The organism is Streptomyces sp. NPDC030838, from assembly GCF_055572035.1.
In genome coordinates, this window is sequence record NZ_JBVIED010000004.1 from 317,784 (window position 1) to 336,692 (window position 18,909).

An 18,909-nucleotide genomic window follows, 5' to 3' on the forward strand; every position below is an offset into this window, starting at 1 on the left:
GAAGCCCGGAAGGCATTCCCTCCGGGCTCCGGTATCGGCCATGACCGGCCACGGGCACTCGTCAGCCGGCGTCCGCCGTCACCTGCCGTCCGTCGCCGCCCCACAGCTCGGGGAAGAACCGCTCAGCCGCCCGCGCCCGCAGATACGCCGCCCCCGCACTGCCCGCCGTACCGGCCGCCGCGCCGATCTGCCGCTCCACCGCCCGCACATGCCCGGCCCGCCACAGCGCCCACCCCCGGTCGTGCTCGCGCAGCGCCGCCACCAGCTCCGCGCCCGTCCCGCCCGCCCGGACCAGCCGGGCGTAGGCCAGCACCCGCTCCTCCCGGCTGCCGCACGGATGCCCCGCCGCCGTCAGCGCCGCGAGGAACCCGTCCCACAGGGTCGGCTCCAGCAGCCGCCGGTCCAGCCGGGCCCGCTCCTCGGTGGTCAGCCAGGGCATCCGGCCGCCGCGGGGCCGCCGGCCGGAGATCGTCTCGATCTCGTGGAACTGCGCGGACTGCGCCCCGCTGGCCGTCCCCAGCGCGGCCCGGAAGGCGTGGAAGTCCTCGGGGTCCATGGTGTCCAGCAGGTCCAGGGCGTGCAGCAGCGCGGACTCGATCCGCCGGGCGCGCCGCAATCGCCGTACCGCGAGCGGCAGTTCGCCCGTCAGCAGGCGGTCCCGGGCATCGGTCAGCTCGGTGAGCAGCTGTTTGAACCACAGCTCGTGCACCTGGTGCACGGTGATGAACAGCCGCTCGTCGTGGGCCGGGGCGGCGGCCCGCGGCACCTGCTGGGCGAGCAGCGCAGGCAGGCGCAGATAGGCGCCGTAGGTGAGGGACGCGGTGGTCGTCGGGTTCATCCGGGCTCCCGCACGTCGTCGTGGCCGTCGCCGAGTCCGTACGTCGCGAAGTGCTCACGGACCCCGGGCAGGTCGAAGACGCCCGCCGCGGCGCACAGGCGCAGGGTCGAGCGGGCGGTCTCGTTCAGGCGGCGGGCGCCCGGCGTGCCGTCGTGGACGTCCGCGACGACCCGGCGGGCGGTGTCCGCGTCGAGGCCAGCCAGCCGCAGGGAGGCGTGCACGGGGCCGAGGTCCCAGGTCAGGGCGGCCTGGATCAGGGCGGGCAGGGCGTACGCCGCCCGCCGCCGGTCCGCCGGGGTCAGTGCCGTCCACAGCTCGCGGAAGAGCAGGGCGAAGAAGCGGTGGTGGCGGCCCTCGTCGCGGGCGTGGTCGCGGAGCAGGTCCCGGACCGTGCCGACGACGCTCTCGTCGCCGGGCACCTCGTTCAGCACCGCCGTGATCAGCGTCTCGAACACCACCGCCTGCAACAGCTCCGCCAGCGCGGGCGCGTCCGGCAGCAGCTCGCGCCCGGTGTGCCGGAGCCGGGTGACGAAGCCGCCGTAGTCCCAGTCGGGCACCGGGATGCCGGTGACGGCGGCGATCTGGTCGGCGAGGTCGAGGCTGTAGAGGGCGTGGTAGCCCTCGTCGCAGTAGACCTTGAAGGCGTCCAGCCGGCGGGCGGCGGGCAGGTGGAGGCCCGCGCGGCCGGTGGCGACGGCCTCGGCGGCCGGGTTGACGACCCGGGTCTCCAGATGGGTGGTGGAGAGCAGGAACTGGTAGAGGTGACGGACGGTCAGTTCGCGGATCCGCTCCGGCGGGAGCCCTCGTACGGCCTCGTGGCCGGCGTACGGGACGAGCGCCGCCGGGAAGAAGACCCTGCCCGCCTCGGCCTCCTCGTGGAACATCCGGCGCACTCCCGTGCGCACCCCGGCCTGCTCATACCAGCGGTCGAGCGGGCCGGGCGGCGCGTCGCGCTCCATCGCCCCCTCCTTCCGGGGTGGGATCCGTGCCGAGCAGCCGGGCGATCCGGGCCAGGGCCTCCTCCACGATCGTCGCGTCGACGGCGTGGCACAGGCGGAACCAGCCCGGCCGTGGGGCGCGGAAGGCCTCGCCGGGCAGCACGCTGACCCGGGCCCGGTCGAGCACGGCCCGCCACAGCGCCCGCTCCCCGGAGAAGTCCGGCCGGGGCAGCCAGGCGGCCAGGTCGGCCCAGACCGAGCAGCCCGCCTGCGCGGGGACGTACGGGATGCCGTACCGGTCCAGCAGCGCGGCCGCACGGGCGTACGAGGCGCCCAGGCGGCGGCGGTTCTCGGCGAGGAGGGCGGCCACCTCGCCGGGGTCGGCGAGCAGGGCGGCCAGCTCGGCCTGGGTGTGGGTGGACACCGGTGCGAAGTAGGCGAGGGCGCGGGCCGCCGCGCGGATCTCCGGGTCGCGGGTGTGCAGGACGCCCGTCTTGAACCCGGGCAGGCCGAAGTCCTTCGCGAAGCCCCACACGGTGTGGACGCGGGGCGCGCCTGCCCTGCCGAGCAGGCTGGTGAAGGGCGTGGCGCCGAACACCGAGCCCGCGTAGATCTCGTCGGCGATCAGGTCCACGCCGTGGAAGGCGGCCACCTCCGCCAGCTCGCGCAGCTCGGCGGGCGGATGGACGCGGCCGGTGGGGTTGGCGGGCGAGGCCAGGGCCACGGCCCGTACGTCGACGCCGTCCCGGCGGGCCTCGGCGAGCACCCGGTCCACCGCCCGCGCCGAGAGCCCGTGGCCGTCCCCGGCGGGCGGCGCGGGCAGCAGCCGGGCGCCGGAGCGGCCCGCGAGGTCGGTGTCGAAGGCGCCGTAGCAGGGGGTCGGCACCACGATCGCGTCACCGGGGTCGCACAGCACGGTCGCGATCACGTCCAGCGCGGCGGTCGCCCCGGCCACCACGACCAGCTCCTCCGCGTCCACCGGCCGCCCGGTCAGCCCGGTGAGATGCCGGGCGATCAGCGCCCGCAGCTCCGGGGTGCCGTGCAGCGGCGCGTACCGGGTCTCGCGCTCCCCCGGACGCCGGGGCGTGCGGCGCGCGTGCAGGTCCTGGAGCAGGCGGTTCTCCGCCGTGCCGAGGTTGAGGTAGCCGTCGGGGCGGGTGCGCGGGTCGTACGGCAGGGCCTCGGCGCGGAAGTGGGCGTCCGCGATGGCGGGGGACGCGGTGAGCAGCCGGGCGGCCTGCCGGGAGACGGCGGCGGGGGTCACCGGGGGGCTCCCGGGCGCACCGGCCGCGGCGGCAGCGGCGGTTGCGACGACACGGACACGTCGTCACCCCGGTCCTTCTGTACGTCGGGTACGTCTCGATGTACGTCTCGATGTACGTCTCGCAGGTCTCGTACGTCCGTACCGCCCACCGCCCCGGTCAGCACCCCCGGATGGACCCCCAGCCCCATCGACGCGTCGATCACCGCCCCGTGCAGCACCCCGGACTCCGCCCCTGCCAGCCACCACACCAGCTCGGCGATCTCCTCGGGGCGGATCAGCCGGCCGCCGGGCAGGGCGGCTTCCAGGGCGGCCCGGCGGTCGGGCGGGAGCGGGGCGAGAGTGCTGGCCTCGAACATGGCGGTGGCCACCGCGCCGGGGCAGACGGCGACGACGTCCACCGGCTCGTGCACCAGCTCGGCGGCCAGATGCCGGGTGAGGTAGGCGAGCGCCGCCTTGCTCATGCCGTCGGCGGCGCGGAAGCCGGGGAACGGGGCGATGCCGCCGCCGACGCTGGAGACGTTGACGACCTTGCCGCGGCCGCGCGCCAGCATGCCGGGCAGCACCTGCTGGACCAGCCACAGCGGGCCCACGGCGTTGATCCGCAGCAGCGCCGCGTCCCGGACGTGGTCGGGGCCGGGGACGTAGGACTCGACGGTCTTGGAGCCGACCGCCGCGTTGTTGACGAGCACGTCGACCGGGCCGGGCAGTTCGGCGAGCAGCCGCTGGTGGTCGTCCCACTCGCCCTGCCGGAACTCGAAGGCCTTCGCCGGGTGGCGGCCGTCGCGCGCCAGGTCCGCCACCAGGCGGGCGGCCCGCTCGCGGCCCGAGTGGTAGGTGAACCAGACGTGGTCCCCGGCACGGGCGAACCGCTCCACGCAGGCCCGCCCGATGCCCGCGGAGCCACCGGTGATCAGAACATTCCGCGCCGCCGCCATCCGGGCCCCCCGCCGTCGGTCGCCGTCCTCGGTCACCGGAACTGTAGGGGCGGGCCGGGGCGGCGGACCGGGCGTGCGGGGGCGGGGCGGGTACTTCCTGAAGTCGGGCTCGCGAAGGCGGCGCGCGGAACCACGGGATCCGCCACGGCGGCCCTCCTCTGACGCCGCGTCACCCGAGCGGCCTCGCCACCCAGGACAGCGGGCCCGGCACGTGATCCGCTGGATCCGTGCAGCTCCCCGAGCCCCTCCAGCCTCTGCTCCCGGCCCCCGTCCGCAGGCTCGCCGCCTGGTGTGCCGTCCTGCTGCTCGTCGCGGGCGTGGTGTACGTCGGCATCCGGCTGTGCGTGGAGTTCCGTACGGCCGTCGTGCCGGTGCTGCTCGCGCTGCTCGGGACCGCGCTGCTGGGCCCGTTGCACCGGCGGCTGGTCAAGGCGCGGGTCAACCGGTCCGTGGCCGCCGGGCTCACCTGTGTCGCCGTCGTCGCCGTGGTGGGCGGCGCCGTGTACATCATCGTGGCCGCGCTCATCGACAGCGGGGACCAGATCGTCACCTCGCTCCGACGGGCCGCGCTGGACCTGTCCCGGCACTTCGGCGCCGCCGGGACCTCACTGGACGACCTCGCCGCCAACGCCCGGGAGCTGCTGACCAAGTTCGGCGGGACGGCCGCCTCCGGGGTGATCAGCGGGGTGAGCGTGGTGGGCGAGACCATCGCGATGGCCGTGCTCGCGCTGCTGCTGGTCTTCTTCTTCCTGCGCGACTCCCACCGCGCCGCCGGCACCCTGCGCGCCCTCTCCCCACGTACCTCCGCCGACACCGTGGTGGCCATGGCCCGGCGCGCCTACCAGGCCGTCGAGGGGTTCATGCGCGGCACCACCTTCATCGCGCTGATCGACGCGATCCTCATCTCCGTGGGCCTCCTCGTCCTCGACGTCCCCGGCGCGGTCGGGCTCGGCGCGCTGGTCTTCGTCGGCGCCTACATCCCCTACCTCGGCGCCTTCATCTCCGGCGCGGTGGCGGTGCTGGTCGCGCTCGCCGACCGCGGGTTCGTGATCGCGCTGTGGGCGCTGGGCGTCGTGCTCGCCGTGCAGGTGCTGGAGGGCCATGTGCTCCAGCCGGTGATCCAGAGCCGTACGGTGCAGATGCATCCGGCGGTGGTGATGCTCACGATCACCGCCGGGGCCTCCGTCGCGGGGATCCTCGGGATGCTGCTCGCCGTACCGCTCACCGCCGCCGCGTTCGGCATCGTCCACGAGCTGCGGGCGCGTTACGCCGCGCCGGCACCGGCCCCGTCGTCCTCGGGCTCGTCGTCGGACTCGTAGAGCTCGAACCAGGTGCTCTTGCCCTCGCCGCGCGGGTCGACGCCCCAGCTGTGCGCCAGCAGCTCGATCAGCATCAGCCCGCGCCCGGACGACGCCAGCTCCCCCGGCCGGCGCTTGTGCGGCAGGTCGTCGCTGGCGTCGGTGACCTCCACCCGCATCCGCCGGTCCCCGTTCGTCCCGCTGACCTCGGCGACCAGCAGCGCGTCGGTGTCGGTGTGCACGAGCACGTTGGTCAGCATCTCGGACAGCAGCAGCACGGCCGAGTCCACCTGGTCCGCCGACGCCCAGTCGTGCAGCAGCTCGCGCAGCTGCTGGCGGGCGACCGCGATCCGCTCCGGCTCGGCCTGCGCGACCGTCAGCACGGTGCGCCGCACCGGCGGGCGCGCGGCGGCCGTGCCGTGCCCGTAGGCGGAGCCGTGGCCCTCGACCCGCCGGCTCAGCAGCAGTACGGCGATGTCGTCCTCGCGGCGGTCGGCGAACGGGCCGGTCGTGTGGTGCGAGGAGGGGCCGTGCACCGCCTGGACCAGGGCGTCGGCCAGTTCCTCCAGGTCGCCGTCGTGCTGCTCCAGGATGGCGCGAATGCGCTTCCAGCCGGTCTCCAGGTCGTGGCCGCCGGTCTCGATCAGGCCGTCGGTGCAGATCAGCATGGTCTCGCCGGGCTCCAGCGCGAACCGGGTGGTGGGGTAGTCGGCGTCCGGGTCGATGCCGAGGGGCAGTCCGCCGGCCGTGGGCCGGGCGAGCACCGTGCCGTCGGCCATCCGGATCGCCGGGTCCGGGTGTCCGGCGCGGGCGATGTCCAGCACTCCGGACAGCGGGTCCACCTCGGCGTAGAGGCAGGTCGCGAAGCGCAGCTCGCCGGGGTCGTCGGCGCCCGAGCACATGCCGTGCAGAAAGCGGGAGGCCCGGGAGAGGACGGCGTCGGGGCGGTGGCCCTCGGAGGCGTAGGCGCGCAGCGCTATCCGCAGCTGGCCCATCAGCCCGGCCGCCCGCACGTCATGCCCCTGGACATCCCCGATGACCAGGGCGACCCGTCCGGACGGCAGCGGGATCATGTCGTACCAGTCGCCGCCGACCTGGAGTCCGCCGCCGGTCGGCACATAGCGGGCGGCCACGCTCATGCCGGGGATCTCCGGGCCCAGCATCGGCATCATCGAGCGCTGGAGTCCGTCGGTCAGCTCCCGCTGGGTCTCGGCCGCGCCGGCCCGGGACAGCGCCTGGGCGAGCATCCGGGCCACGGTGGTCAGCACCGACCGCTCGTCGGGGGTGAACCGCACCGGATAGGCGAAGCCCGCCATCCAGGCGCCCATCGTGCGCCCGGCGACGGTCAGCGGCAGGAACGCCCACGAGCGGCGGCCGAACTGCTGGGCCAGCGGCCAGGTGAGCGGATAGCGCTCCTTGTACTGCTCGGGGGACGACAGATACACGGCGCGGCCGGTGCGCGCGACCTCCGCCGCCGGGTAGTCGGTGTCCAGCGCCATGTGCGAGAAGGGGTTCTCGTCACCGGGCTGGTGCCCGTGATGGCCGATGATCGTCAACCGGTCGCCCTCCACGCCGAAGACGGCCAGCCCGTCCGGCGAGAACCCCGGCATCGCCAGCCCGGCCGCGACCCGCAGCACCTCCGCCGTGGACCGCGCCTCGGCCAGCGCCCGGCCCGCGTCCAGCAGGAACGCCTCCCGCGAGCGCCGCCAGTCGCCGGTGACCGCGTTGCGCCCGGCGGGGGTGCCCGGCGACGGCTCGGTGACTTCCTGGAGGGTGCCGATCAGCTCGTAGGCCCGCCGCACCGGGTCGAAGGAGGGTTTCATCCGGCTGCGGGTCATCCGGACGACCCGCCCCCGCTCGTCCATGATCCGCACCCGCACCTCGGCGAGGGTGCCCTCGGCGGTGGCCAGGCCGACGACGCTGACGATCTCGTTCCAGTCGACCGGGTGCAGCCGGGAGCGCACCTGGGCCTCCGTGAGGGTGGCCGGTTCCGGGGGCAGCCCGAGCAGCCGAGCGGCCTCGGCGTCCACCGTGACCAGGCTCGTGTCCGTGTCCCACTGCCACAGGCCGGTCGCGAGGGCGGCGAGGACATCCCCCACGGCGGGCAGGGGCTCGCCAGTGCGCATTGCCCTACTTTAAGAAAAGGTGATCGAACGATGCCACTGATGAGGTACGTCAGTAATGGGGCTGGGCGATCTTGGAGTGGCCGGTACCCTGGGAAAGTCCGGGCACCGGGCCCCGGAGATTCCCGATCCGCGAAGACTGGATGAACGACGATGCATCGGTACAGGTCCCACACCTGCGGCGAGCTCCGCGCCTCTGACGTCGGCACCGACGTCCGGCTGAGTGGCTGGCTGCACAATCGGCGCGACCTGGGCGGCATCCTCTTCATCGATCTGCGCGACCACTACGGCATCACGCAGCTGGTCGCCCGTCCCGGCACGCCCGCGTACGAGGCGCTGGACAAGGTCTCCAAGGAGTCCACGGTCCGGGTCGACGGCACGGTTGTTTCACGTGGAACCGAGAACGTGAACCCGGACCTGCCCACCGGTGAGATCGAGGTCGAGGTCGGCGAGGTCGAACTGCTCGGCGCCGCCGCCCCGCTGCCCTTCACCATCAACACCGAGGACGGCGTCAACGAGGAGCGCCGCCTGGAGTACCGCTTCCTCGACCTGCGCCGCGAGCGCATGCACCGCAACATCATGCTGCGTACGGCGGTCATCTCCGCCATCCGGCACAAGATGACGGCGCTGGGCTTCAACGAGATGGCGACGCCGATCCTGTCCGCGACCTCCCCCGAGGGCGCCCGCGACTTCGTCGTCCCGTCCCGTCTGCACCCGGGCAAGTTCTACGCCCTGCCGCAGGCCCCGCAGCAGTTCAAGCAGCTGCTGATGATCTCCGGCTTCGACCGCTACTTCCAGATCGCGCCCTGCTTCCGCGACGAGGACGCCCGCGCCGACCGCTCGCCGGGCGAGTTCTACCAGCTCGACGTCGAGATGAGCTTCGTCGAGCAGGAGGACGTCTTCCAGCCGATCGAGCAGCTGATGACCGAGCTGTTCGAGGAGTTCGGCAACGGCCGCCACGTCACCTCCCCGTTCCCGCGGATCCCGTTCCGCGAGGCGATGCTGAAGTACGGCTCCGACAAGCCGGACCTGCGCGCCAAGCTGGAGCTCGTCGACCTCACCGATGTCTTCGAGGCCTCCGAGTTCAAGGCGTTCGCCGGCAAGCACGTGCGCGCGCTGCCCGTCCCGGCCGTCCAGGACCAGCCCCGCAAGTTCTTCGACCAGCTCGGCGAGTTCGCGATCTCCCTCGGCGCCAAGGGCCTGGCCTGGGTGCGCGTCGGCGAGGACGGCCAGCTCTCCGGCCCGATCGCCAAGTTCCTCACCGAGGAGAACGTCAAGGTCCTCACCGAGCGCCTCGGCCTGGAGGCCGGCCACGCCGTGTTCTTCGGCGCGGGCGAGTTCGACGAGGTCTCGAAGATCATGGGCGCGGTGCGGGTGGAAGCCGCGAAGCGCGCCGGCCACTTCGAGGAGGGCGTCTTCCGCTTCTGCTGGATCGTCGACTTCCCGATGTACGAGAAGGACGAGGAGACCGGCGCGATCGACTTCTCGCACAACCCGTTCTCCATGCCGCAGGGCGGTCTGGAGGCCCTGCAGACCCAGGACCCGCTGGACATCCTGGGCTGGCAGTACGACATCGTCTGCAACGGTGTCGAGCTGTCCTCCGGCGCGATCCGGAACCACGACCCGGAGATCATGCTCAAGGCCTTCGAGATCGCGGGCTACGACCGGGAGACGGTCGAGGAGAAGTTCGCCGGCATGCTGCGCGCCTTCCGCTTCGGCGCCCCGCCGCACGGCGGCATCGCGCCGGGTGTCGACCGCATCGTCATGCTCCTCGCGGACGAGCCCAACATCCGCGAGACCATCGCCTTCCCGCTCAACGGCAACGCCCAGGACCTGATGATGGGCGCGCCGACCGAGCTGGAGGAGGCGCGGCTGAAGGAGCTGCACCTGTCGGTGCGCAAGCCGCAGCCGAAGTAAGCGGTACGTGCGCGAAGGGCGCCCGGGGTTTCCCCGGGCGCCCTTTGTCATACGGAGCCATCCGGCGCCATACGGCGTCATCCGGCTGGGAAAGCGTCAGGACAGAGCCTTGTAGCCGCTCCAGCCGGTCGCGATCGTCACCCGGCCGCCGAACGACCCCTTGCCGTCGCCGCTGTTGCGGTACAGGTTTCCGCTGGTGTCGCGGGAGACGAGGTCGGGCTTGCCGTCGTCGGTGATGTCACCGACGCCGACGACCGCGTTGTAGGAGCCGCCCCAGTTCGAGAACAGCTTCACGCGGGCCGCGAAGGTGCCGTCGCCCTTGCCGTTGTAGCGGTAGAGGGTGTTGGCCGTGTCCTGGGCGAGGAGATCGCCGATGCCGTCGCCGGTGATGTCACCGACGCCCACGATCTTCTTGTAGCCCTTCCAGTTGTCGTAGAGCTTCACGCGCGCGGAGAGCTTGCCGGTGCTCGTGCCCTTGTACAGGTAGACGGTCCCGGTTGAGGCGTTGCGGACGACGAGGTCCGGCCGGCCGTCGCCGCTGACGTCACCGGGCGAGGTGAGCTGGTCGTACTGGGTCCAGCCGCTGGTGGCGAGGGTGGTGTAGGACGTGGACGGCTTGACCGCCGAGTTGCAGCTCGGCTTGTACAGGCGCAGGGCGCCGCTGCTGTAGCGGACGAGGACGTCGTTGCAGCGGTCGCCGTTCAGGTCGCCGAAGGGGATGAACCGCGCGGTGGTCGGCCAGCCGGTGCCGGTCCGCTTGTCGCCGAACTTGCCGGTGCCGGTGCCCGAGTGGAACGTCAGGCCGCCGGAGGAGTTGAGGGTGAGCAGGTCGCCGCGCCCGTCGGTGCCGTCGGGGCTGACGAAGTCGCGCCGGACCGCCGCGCCCCCCTGGAGGAAGCCCTCGCCGGTGGTCACCGTGTCCACCGTGGAGGTGCCGAGGCCGGTCGCCTTCAGGGTCCAGCTGAAGTGGCCGTTGGGGAAGTAACTCCCGCTCGACGTCTTGCCGTTCCAGGTGGCCGTCACCTGGTCCCGGCTCGCGCCGCCGGTGATCGTGCGCGTGGCCTTGCCGCCCGCGCCGCTCTGCACCGAGGTGAAGGTCACCGACCAGGAGGTGACCGGGCGGGACAGCACCCAGTGGCCCTCGAAGGGCGTCCCCGGGTACACGGAGCTGCCGGCCGACGTCTCGAAGGCGGTCACGGCGGACGGGGCGATGCCGGTGGTGGTGACGTGCGTGCGCTCGTAGTCGTCGAACCAGGCGACCAGGCCGGTGTACTCGTCGACCGTCCAGCGGTAGCGGCGGTCCGCGGCCGTGCCCTTGCCGGGCAGGTCGTCGGCGATCACCCGGGTGGTGCCGGTGGCCGCCTCGGTGAGGACCAGGGTGCCCGCGGTGTGGTCGTGGCGGACGGTGAAGCCGTCGCCGAGCAGCACGTCACCGGGGGTGACGGCGGTCGACGTCCGGGCCTTGGTGTCGTACACGCCCGCCGACGCGGTGCCGCAGGCCCAGTACACCCAGCGGCCCGCCGCCTGGAGCTCGCTCGGCACACAGGTCAGGCCGGGGACGGTCACCGTGGCGAGGGTCTTCGCCAGCGGAATGCTGTACGAGGAGAGTGTGCCGGCGGTGGTGGTGGCGCTCCACAGGGTGGACCCGTTCAGCGCGGCGGCACGCACCGACCGCTTCAGCTTCTGGCCCTGGCCGAACTCGCCGACGTACTGCGCCGGGGTGGTGCCGCCGGAGTTGTAGACGGCGTAGTCGTCGGAGACGTCGACGATCGCGCCGCCCTGGCCGCCGAAGTCCAGGTCGTGGCCGCCGATGGCGCGGAGCCGGTCGTCGCCGAGGCTCTCGCCCTCGTCGGTGCCGCCGCCGGCGTCGAGGTAGACGTCCTCGGCGAAGAGGTTCCCCCACAGCGCCGAGCAGGTGATGCCCTCGTACGGGCACAGGGCGCCGTACATCGAGCCGCTCTCCGTGGCGGCGGACGCCGTCAGCGCGGTGGAGCCGTCGGTGGTGAGGGTGCGCACCGACGTGGTGTCCGTGGTGGTGCTGCTCGGGTCGTCCTCCGCGACGCGCAGGCTGCCGCGGCTGAGCGCGATGCCCGTCTTGGCGTTCTCCAGCGCGGGGGCCTCCTGGACCTTCTCCAGCTTGAGCGTGCCGTCCTCGGCCTGGCTCACCCGCTGCGTCCACCAGTCGGTGGCGCCGGTGCCGCCGGTGACGAACGCGCCGCCGTCCCCGGTCGAGAGCGTGTACTCGCCCGCGCTCGCCAGCAGGGTCTGCTGCACCGAGGGGTCGGTGACGGAGACCGCGAGCAGCTTGGAGCCGAGCGAGCCGGAGGACAGCGGCAGCAGCAGCCAGTCGCCGACCAGCACCGGGTCGCCGTCGAGCGCGCCGGGGTGCGCGGGCAGCGTGACGAGCTGCTCCGGGGCGGAGAGGTCGGTACGGGACTTCAGGTGCAGCTCGGCCGTGCCTTCCTGGTACCAGCCGACGCGGTCCTCGCTCATCACGTGGTGCGAGGCGTAGGTGGCGTCGGTGAACACGTTGGTGTTCACGGCCGACGCGACGTCGATGTAGGCGACGGTGCCGGTGTCGACCGACCAGAGCACGCCGGAGGAGTCCGCGGCGAGGACGTCCGCGCTCGACACGCTCGTCGGGTCACCGGTCACCTTGCGGGTGCGCCACGCCCCGTCGACCTGGTCGATCAGGGAGTAGGTGGTGACGATCGTGTCGCCGGCGAGGGCCCGGTAGTACCCGTGGCCGTACTGGATGTCGCCGTTCCAGCTCACCTTCCTGGACGTGGCCGTCGCCGGGTCCCAGAGGGTGGCGTACGCGTCGGAGGTCGTCGTCGGCAGGGCGACCAGGTCGCTGTCCGAGCCGTACCAGGCCGTACGGCACTCGGAGCTGAGGTAGGTGCAGCCGGTGCCGGGCTTGTAGACGCCGTTCGCGTTCTCGACGGTGACGGTGTCGCCGGTCGCGTAGTCCGTCCACAGCAGTCCGTCCTTGCCGGTCTGCCGGTGCAGGAAGCCGCTGTCGCCGACGACGTACGGGCGGTCGGTGCGCGGCGTGCCGGAGCTGGGGTCGAGCAGTGTGATCTCGGTGGTGGCCGCGGCCTCGGCCGCCTCCGCGGTGCCGCCGCCCTCCGACAGGACGACGACGGACGTGGCCGCGACGGCGACCACGAGCGAGGAGACGGCGGCGGCCAGGCCGCCCCGTCTCAGGGCGTGTCTGCCCACGTGAGGTTCCCTCCCCGCGAGGGTCTCCCGCCCTCGCACAAGTGGCCGGATGTTATCGCGGGGAGGTCACCTGGTGTACACGCGTATCAGCGGGCCACGAACTGGGTGAGGATGGCCTGCACCTCGTAGATGTCCACACCCTTGGTGAAGGTCTTCTCGACCGGCAGCTGGCTGCCCGAGATCCAGATCTTCAGCTCGGCGTCGAGGTCGAAGGTGCCGGCCGTCTCCACCGCGAAGTGGGTGATGCTGCGGTACGGGATGGAGTGGTACTCCACCTTCTTGCCGGTGATGCCCTGCTTGTCGATCATGATCAGCCGGCGGTCGGTGAACAGGATGGTGTCGCGGATCAGCAGGTAGGCGGCGTGCACCTGCTCACCCTGCCCCAGCAGCCGGGCGTAGTCCTGCGCGGCCTGGGCCGGGTCGATGGCGTGCGCGTTGCCGAAAAGAGCCATGAGAAGTGGACCCCCCACTCGGATGTCACATGAAGGGCTTCATGTGATCTTGGCCAGATATACCGGCTGAGTGAGGGGTCCGAGAAGAGCTGTTACGCGGCTGTTTCCCCGCCGAAGCGCTCCTTGTACGCGGCCAGGTCCTCGTCCGTCAGCTTGGCGAACAGCACCGGCGGGACGGTGAAGGGCGTGCCGGCCGGGACGGCGGACAGGGACTTCGCCTCGTCCTGGGTGATCCAGGTCGCGGTGTCGTCGGTGAGGGAGAAGGCCTGCCGCATGGCCGCCGACGTGGCCGGGATGAACGGCTCGGAGACCACCGCGTAGAGGTGGATGAGGTTCATCGCCGTGCGCAGGGTGAGGGCGGCGCCGTCCTTGTCGGTCTTGATCTCCAGCCAGGGGGCCTTCTCCTCCAGGTAGGAGTTGCCCGCGGACCACAGGGCGCGCAGCGCCGCGGCGGCCTTGCGGAACTGGAGGGCCTCCATCTGCTGCTCGTACTCGGCGAGCAGCCGGGCGATCTCCTCGCCGAGGCGGGCCTCCGCCTCGGCGGGCTGGCCGCCCGCGGGGACCTCCTCGCCGAAGCGCTTCTTGGAGAAGGACAGGACGCGGTTGACGAAGTTGCCGAGGGTGTCGGCGAGGTCCTTGTTCACCGTGGCGGTGAAGTGCTCCCAGGTGAAGGACGAGTCGTCGGACTCCGGGGCGTTGGCGATCAGGAAGTAGCGCCAGTAGTCGGCGGGCAGGATCTCCAGCGCCTGGTCGGTGAAGACGCCGCGCTTCTGGGAGGTGGAGAACTTGCCGCCGTAGTACGTCAGCCAGTTGAAGGCCTTGACGTAGTCGACCTTCTTCCACGGCTCGCGCACGCCCAGCTCGGTGGCCGGGAACATCACCGTGTGGAAGGGGACGTTGTCCTTGGCCATGAACTCGGTGTAGCGGACGGTGTCGTCCGCCTCGTACCACCAGGACTTCCAGTCCCGCGTCTCACCGTCGGGAGCGGCGTCCGCCCACTCCTTCGTCGCGCCGATGTACTCGATCGGGGCGTCGAACCAGACGTAGAAGACCTTGCCCTCGGCCGCCAGCTCCGGCCAGGTGTCGGCCGGGACCGGGACGCCCCAGTCCAGGTCGCGGGTGATGGCGCGGTCGTGCAGGCCCTCGTTCAGCCACTTGCGGGCGATGGACGAGGCGAGCTGCGGCCAGTCCTCCTCGTGGCGGGCGACCCAGGCCTCGACCTCGTGCTGGAGCTTGGACTGGAGGAGGAAGAGGTGCTTGGTCTCGCGGACCTCGAGGTCCGTGCTGCCCGAGATCGCCGAGCGCGGGTTGATCAGGTCCGTCGGGTCGAGGACGCGGGTGCAGTTCTCGCACTGGTCGCCGCGGGCCTTGTCGTAGCCGCAGTGGGGGCAGGTGCCCTCGACGTAGCGGTCCGGGAGGAAGCGGCCGTCGGCGGGGGAGTACACCTGCCGGATGGCGCGCTCCTCGATGAAGCCGTTCTCGTTCAGCTTGCGGGCGAAGTGCTGGGTGATCTCGACGTTCTGGGGGCTGGAGCTGCGGCCGAAGTAGTCGAACGCGAGTGCGAAGCCGTCGTAGACCGCCTTCTGGGCGTCGTGGGCCTGGGCGCAGAAGTCCGCCACCGGCAGGCCCTGCTCCTTCGCCGCCAGCTCGGCCGGGGTGCCGTGCTCGTCCGTCGCGCAGATGTAGAGGACGTCGTGACCGCGCTGGCGGAGGTACCGGGAGTACACGTCCGCCGGGAGCATGGACCCCACCATGTTGCCCAGGTGCTTGATCCCGTTGATGTACGGAAGGGCGCTGGTGATGAGGTGTCGAGCCATGGCTTGGCTGCTCCCAGGTCGGTTGTTTACGAACCTTGAAATCGTAGCCGAGATGGGTGGGCCGCCCGCTTCCCGTTTTGAGGGGTGGGAAGGGGGCGGCCGGGGTGGTCTTTGTACGGGTCTTCTCGCGGGTGATCCTTACGGGCGCCAGTTCGCCAGTACGCCCTGGTACAGCTCGGTGTCCGTCAGCTCGCGCGGGGTCGGGCCCGCGTGGAAGAAGGACGTGTTGTCCGACTTCAGTTTGCGGAGGTAGTCGAAGGCCTTGTTGTCGTGCTCACCGAAGGCGACGAAGGCGAAGTGGACGTGGGGGTGGGTCTGCGCGGCGGCGGTGAGGGCCTGGGTGGCGGGGGTTTTCGCGTCGGGCGCGCCGTCCGTCTGGAAGATCACCAGGGCCGGGGTGTCCGGGGTCGGGGCCGTCTTGTCGTGGTGTGCGAGGACTTCCTCTACGGCCACGTGGTAGCTGGTACGGCCCATGCGGCCCAGGGCGGCGTGCAGCTCGTCGATCTTGTTCTCGTGGTCGGTGAGGGTCAGCTCGCCGGTGCCGTCGAGTTCCGTGGAGAAGAAGGTGACGTGGACGGTCGCTTCGGGGTCGAGGTGGGCGGCGAGGGCGAGGGTCTGCTCCGCGAGGGCCTGGGCGGAGCCGTCCTTGTAGTACGGGCGCATGCTCGCGGAGCGGTCGAGGACGAGGTAGAGCTTCGCTCGGGTGCCGGTGAGGTTGGTTTTTTTGAGGGTGGTGGTCGCGGCCTTGTAGGCGGTGGTGAGGCTGGGGGCGCGGGACTTCACTCGGGTGAGGGGGAGGGCGGGGGTGGGCTTGGGGGCGGCCTCGGCTTCGCCTTCGGCCGTTGTGTTCCCACCCGCACCACCCGTGCGGGATTCGTTGTCGGGTGCGGGTGGCCCCTGCGGGGTGTCCTCGCCGCCGGCGGCTGCGGGTTCCGGGGTGGCGATCGCCTGCGGCTCCGCCTCGGTCCCTGCCTGCGGCTCCGCCTCGGCCGCGGCCTCCGGCTCGGCCTGGGCCACAGGCTCGGCCTCGGCCTCCGGCTGGCCCTCGGGCTCGGGCGCTGCCTCAGCCTCCGGCTCGGCCTGGGGCTCCGGCTGGCCCTCGGGCTCTGGCTCGGCGTCGGCCTCAGGCTCCGCCTCGGCCTCCGGCGATTCCTCCGCCGTGGGTTCCGTCTTCTCCGTGGGTGCGGCTTCCGGCTCCGGGGCCGGCTCCGTCGTCGCCGTCGGTTCCGGTGCCGTTTCGGCCGCCGTTTCGGCCGCCGTTTCGGGCTCGGACTGCGGCTCCGGCTCCAGCACCTGCTCCGGCTCGGACTGCGGCTCCGGCTCGGGGCTCTGCTCCTGCACCTGCTCCGGCTCGGGCTCCCGCTCCGCCGTCGGCTCCAGCGCGGCCTTCGGCTCCTCCAGGGCCTTCGGCTCTTCCTCGGCCGTCAGCGTCTCCTCCGCCTTCGGCTCATCCTCCGCCGCCGTCAGCGTCTCCTCCGCCGTCAGCGTCTCCGCCGCCCTCAGCGTCTCCTCCGCCCTCGGCTTTTCCTGCGCCTCGGTCGGTGGCTCCGCGTGGGTCTCGTTCTCGTTCGCTCGGGTCGGCCTCGGGACCGTCACCTTGTCGAAGGCTGCGGCGACGAGGTCGTGTTCCTCGGCGGCGGGGCGGGGGTCGGGGACCGTGGGTTCCGCGGTCTGCTGGGTGGGGGCATCCTCCCGTTCGGCCTGGCGTGGCTTGCGGGATCGGCCGAATGCGTTCCGCAGGAGAGTGAGAATGCCCATGTGCGCAACCCTTCGCGTGAGTTGTAGCCCGTCAATCCCTGGCCAGGACGGACACGTAAGGTTAGCGGGCCCGGAAGGCGATCCTACGAAGGTGTCAAGGGCTCTTCGGGGCATAAGCGGCGACCTCAGGACAGCTACCTCAGGTTCATTCCCCGTTCACACGCTGGCCCCGCTCCCGCACAAACGTGCTCCTAGCGTCCCTGACGCTGACAACATGGGGAAGCCAGGGAGAAGAATCAACGTGCGTCGCATCACGCTGCCCATCATCAGAAGCTCGTCCGACTCGCACCCGGGTGGCCGGTCCGCGCTGACCTGCCGTTTCCGCTGCGGTGACGCCTGCTTCCACGAGGTGCCGAACACCACCGCCAACCCGTACGTCGGCGACGTCATCGCCACCGCCCTCAGCCGCCGCACCGTGATGCGCGCCGCCGCCGTCGTGACCGCGACCGCCGCCGTCGGCGCCTCCGGTGCCGCCGCCTCCCCGCAGGCGAGCGCGGCCCCCGCCGCCAAGCCCTCCGCCGGGTCCAAGGGGGCCCGTGGGCTGCGGTTCAAGCCCGTCGCGCCCAACACCGACGACACCGTGACCGTGCCCGAGGGCTACGGCCAGAACGTCGTCATCCGCTGGGGTGAGCCGATTCTGCGCGGTGCGCCCGCCTTCGACGCGGAGAAGCAGACGGCGAAGGCGCAGGCCGGGCAGTTCGGCTACAACAACGACTTCCTCGCGCTGCTGCCCCTTCCGGGCGAGCGTGGGCGGCAGCTGCTCGTCGCCAATCACGAGTACACCGACGAGGTGCTGATGTTCCGGGGGTACGACCCCGAGAACCCCACCCGCGAGCAGGTCGAGATCGCCTGGGCCGCTCACGGGCTCTCCGCCGTCGTCGTCGAGGGCGAGCGGAAGACCGGAAAGCTCGTCGCCGTTCCCCGGCATCCGCTGAACCGGCGTGTCACCGCCACCACCGAGTTCCGGCTGACCGGCCCCGCCGCCGGGTCCGACCTGCTCAAGACCTCCGCCGACCCGTCCGGCACGAAGGTCCTCGGCACGCTCAACAACTGCTCCGGCGGCACCACCCCGTGGGGCACCACGCTGCACGGCGAGGAGAACTTCAACCAGTACTTCGCCAACGCCACCCGCGCCACCGACAAGCGCTACGGCCTCGGGACGGGGGCGTCCGAGCGCAAGTGGGAACGGTTCGACAAGCGGTTCGACGTCGCGCAGGAGCCCAACGAGCCGCACCGCTTCGGATACGTCGTCGAGCTCGACCCGTACGACCCGACCTCCACGCCCCGCAAGCACACCGCCCTCGGCCGGTTCAAGCACGAGGGCGCGACCGTGCGGCTGACCGAGGACGGCCGGCCCGTCGTCTACTCCGGTGACGACGAGCGGTTCGACTACTTCTACAAGTTCGTCGGCAGCAAGCGGATGAAGAAGGGGACCTCGCGGGCCGTTCGCGAGCACAACCTCTCCCTCCTCGACGAGGGCACGCTGTACGTCGCCAAGCTCACCGGCGACTCGCCCTCGATCGAGATCGACGGCACCGGCAAGCTCCCGGCCGACGGCCAGTTCGACGGCAGCGGTGAGTGGATCCCGCTGGCCACCGCCACCGCCGACGGCGCCGTCTCGCACGTCGAGGGCATGACCGCCGAGGAGGTCTTCGTCTTCACGCGGCTCGCCGGTGACAAGGTCGGCGCGACGAAGATGGACCGGCCCGAGGACATCGAGCCCAACCCGCACACCGGCAAGGTGTACGTCGCCCTCACCAACAACACCAACCGCGGCAAGACCGGGTACGCCGGCGCCGACGAGGCCAACCCGCGCAACCTCAACAAGCACGGGCAGGTGCTGGAGCTGACCGAGCGCTGGAACCGGGCCGACAGCAAGAAGTTCGCCTGGTCGCTGTTCCTCGTCGCCGGTGACCCGAACGACCCGGCCACCTACTTCGCCGGCTTCCCGAAGGACCAGGTCAGCCCGATCTCCTGCCCGGACAACGTGGCCTTCGACTCGTACGGCAACCTGTGGATCTCCACGGACGGCAACCAGCTCGGCTCGCACGACGGGCTCTTCGGTGTGGCCACGCGGGGTGACCGGCGCGGTGAGCTGAAGCAGTTCGCGACGATGCCGAAGGGTGCGGAGACCTGTGGGCCGGTGATTCAGGAGCGGCGGGTGCTTGTCGCCGTGCAGCATCCCGGTGAGATCGATGGCGCGAGCGTGGAGAAGCCCGCGTCCGCCTGGCCCGACGGGCCCGGGAAGATCGTTCGCCCGGCCGTCGTGGCTGTCTGGCGTGAGGACGGCGCCGGCATCGGCGTCTGATCAGCAGTGCCCGGAGCCGGGGTGGCCCGGGGGTGGGCG

Annotated in this window: 12 protein-coding genes; 3 read left to right on the forward strand and 9 right to left on the reverse strand. The window is 71.9% G+C overall.

The features are described 5' to 3' along the window. Positions 1-61 precede the first annotated feature (61 nt). Genes ACZ42A_RS14695 through ACZ42A_RS14710 form a run of 4 tightly spaced genes read right to left on the reverse strand, consistent with a single transcriptional unit; the run spans position 62 to position 4,011 of the window. Positions 62-838, reverse strand: coding sequence for a tryptophan 2,3-dioxygenase family protein (locus tag ACZ42A_RS14695; RefSeq protein ID WP_468527538.1), 777 nt, complete (start codon positions 836-838; stop codon positions 62-64). Then, a complete protein-coding gene (locus tag ACZ42A_RS14700; RefSeq protein WP_468527539.1) occupies positions 835-1,797 on the reverse strand; it encodes a diiron oxygenase in 963 nt (320 codons plus the stop codon). Before ACZ42A_RS14700 ends, ACZ42A_RS14695 begins: the two co-directional genes overlap by 4 nt. Then, on the reverse strand, positions 1,754-3,040 hold the full coding sequence (locus ACZ42A_RS14705) for an aminotransferase class I/II-fold pyridoxal phosphate-dependent enzyme (protein ID WP_468527540.1): 1,287 nt from the start codon (positions 3,038-3,040) through the stop codon (positions 1,754-1,756). The genes ACZ42A_RS14700 and ACZ42A_RS14705 overlap by 44 nt, the downstream gene beginning before the upstream one ends. Next, positions 3,037-4,011 (reverse strand): SDR family NAD(P)-dependent oxidoreductase, encoded by a 975-nt coding sequence (locus ACZ42A_RS14710; protein ID WP_468527541.1) that lies wholly within the window; start codon positions 4,009-4,011, stop codon positions 3,037-3,039. The genes ACZ42A_RS14705 and ACZ42A_RS14710 overlap by 4 nt, the downstream gene beginning before the upstream one ends. A gap of 191 nt (positions 4,012-4,202) precedes the next feature. Between ACZ42A_RS14710 and ACZ42A_RS14715 the strand changes: the two genes are divergently transcribed. Then, a complete protein-coding gene (locus ACZ42A_RS14715; protein WP_468527542.1) occupies positions 4,203-5,294 on the forward strand; it encodes an AI-2E family transporter in 1,092 nt (363 codons plus the stop codon). Here ACZ42A_RS14715 and ACZ42A_RS14720 read toward each other — a convergent pair. Beyond that, the gene (locus ACZ42A_RS14720; protein ID WP_468527543.1) at positions 5,240-7,399 is read right to left on the reverse strand and encodes a SpoIIE family protein phosphatase; all 2,160 of its coding nucleotides are present in this window, start codon (positions 7,397-7,399) and stop codon (positions 5,240-5,242) included. The two genes, ACZ42A_RS14715 and ACZ42A_RS14720, sit on opposite strands and share 55 nt — an antisense overlap. Positions 7,400-7,549: 150 nt before the next feature. Here ACZ42A_RS14720 and aspS point away from each other — a divergent pair, with 150 nt between their 5' ends. Then, positions 7,550-9,313 (forward strand): aspartate--tRNA ligase, encoded by a 1,764-nt coding sequence (aspS, locus tag ACZ42A_RS14725; RefSeq protein ID WP_468527544.1) that lies wholly within the window; start codon positions 7,550-7,552, stop codon positions 9,311-9,313. A gap of 96 nt (positions 9,314-9,409) precedes the next feature. Here aspS and ACZ42A_RS14730 read toward each other — a convergent pair whose 3' ends face one another. The 4 genes from ACZ42A_RS14730 to ACZ42A_RS14745 form a co-directional block, all read right to left on the reverse strand. After that, positions 9,410-12,535: an FG-GAP repeat domain-containing protein gene (locus ACZ42A_RS14730; protein WP_468527545.1), complete on the reverse strand. Its 3,126-nt coding sequence runs from the start codon at positions 12,533-12,535 to the stop codon at positions 9,410-9,412. A gap of 86 nt (positions 12,536-12,621) precedes the next feature. Then, complete coding sequence (locus ACZ42A_RS14735) at positions 12,622-12,987, reverse strand: PH domain-containing protein (RefSeq protein ID WP_468527546.1); 366 nt, start codon at positions 12,985-12,987, stop codon at positions 12,622-12,624. Positions 12,988-13,079: 92 nt separating this feature from the next. Further along, positions 13,080-14,804: a methionine--tRNA ligase gene (metG, locus tag ACZ42A_RS14740; protein ID WP_468527547.1), complete on the reverse strand. Its 1,725-nt coding sequence runs from the start codon at positions 14,802-14,804 to the stop codon at positions 13,080-13,082. Between the two features lie 138 nt (positions 14,805-14,942). Further along, on the reverse strand, positions 14,943-16,562 hold the full coding sequence (locus tag ACZ42A_RS14745) for a VWA domain-containing protein (protein ID WP_468527548.1): 1,620 nt from the start codon (positions 16,560-16,562) through the stop codon (positions 14,943-14,945). Positions 16,563-16,803: 241 nt separating this feature from the next. On the opposite strand from ACZ42A_RS14745, the gene ACZ42A_RS14750 reads away from it, so the two are divergent. Then, entirely contained in the window at positions 16,804-18,870 is a 2,067-nt protein-coding gene (locus tag ACZ42A_RS14750; RefSeq protein ID WP_468527549.1) for a PhoX family protein, read from the forward strand. The last annotated feature ends 39 nt before the right edge of the window (positions 18,871-18,909 follow it).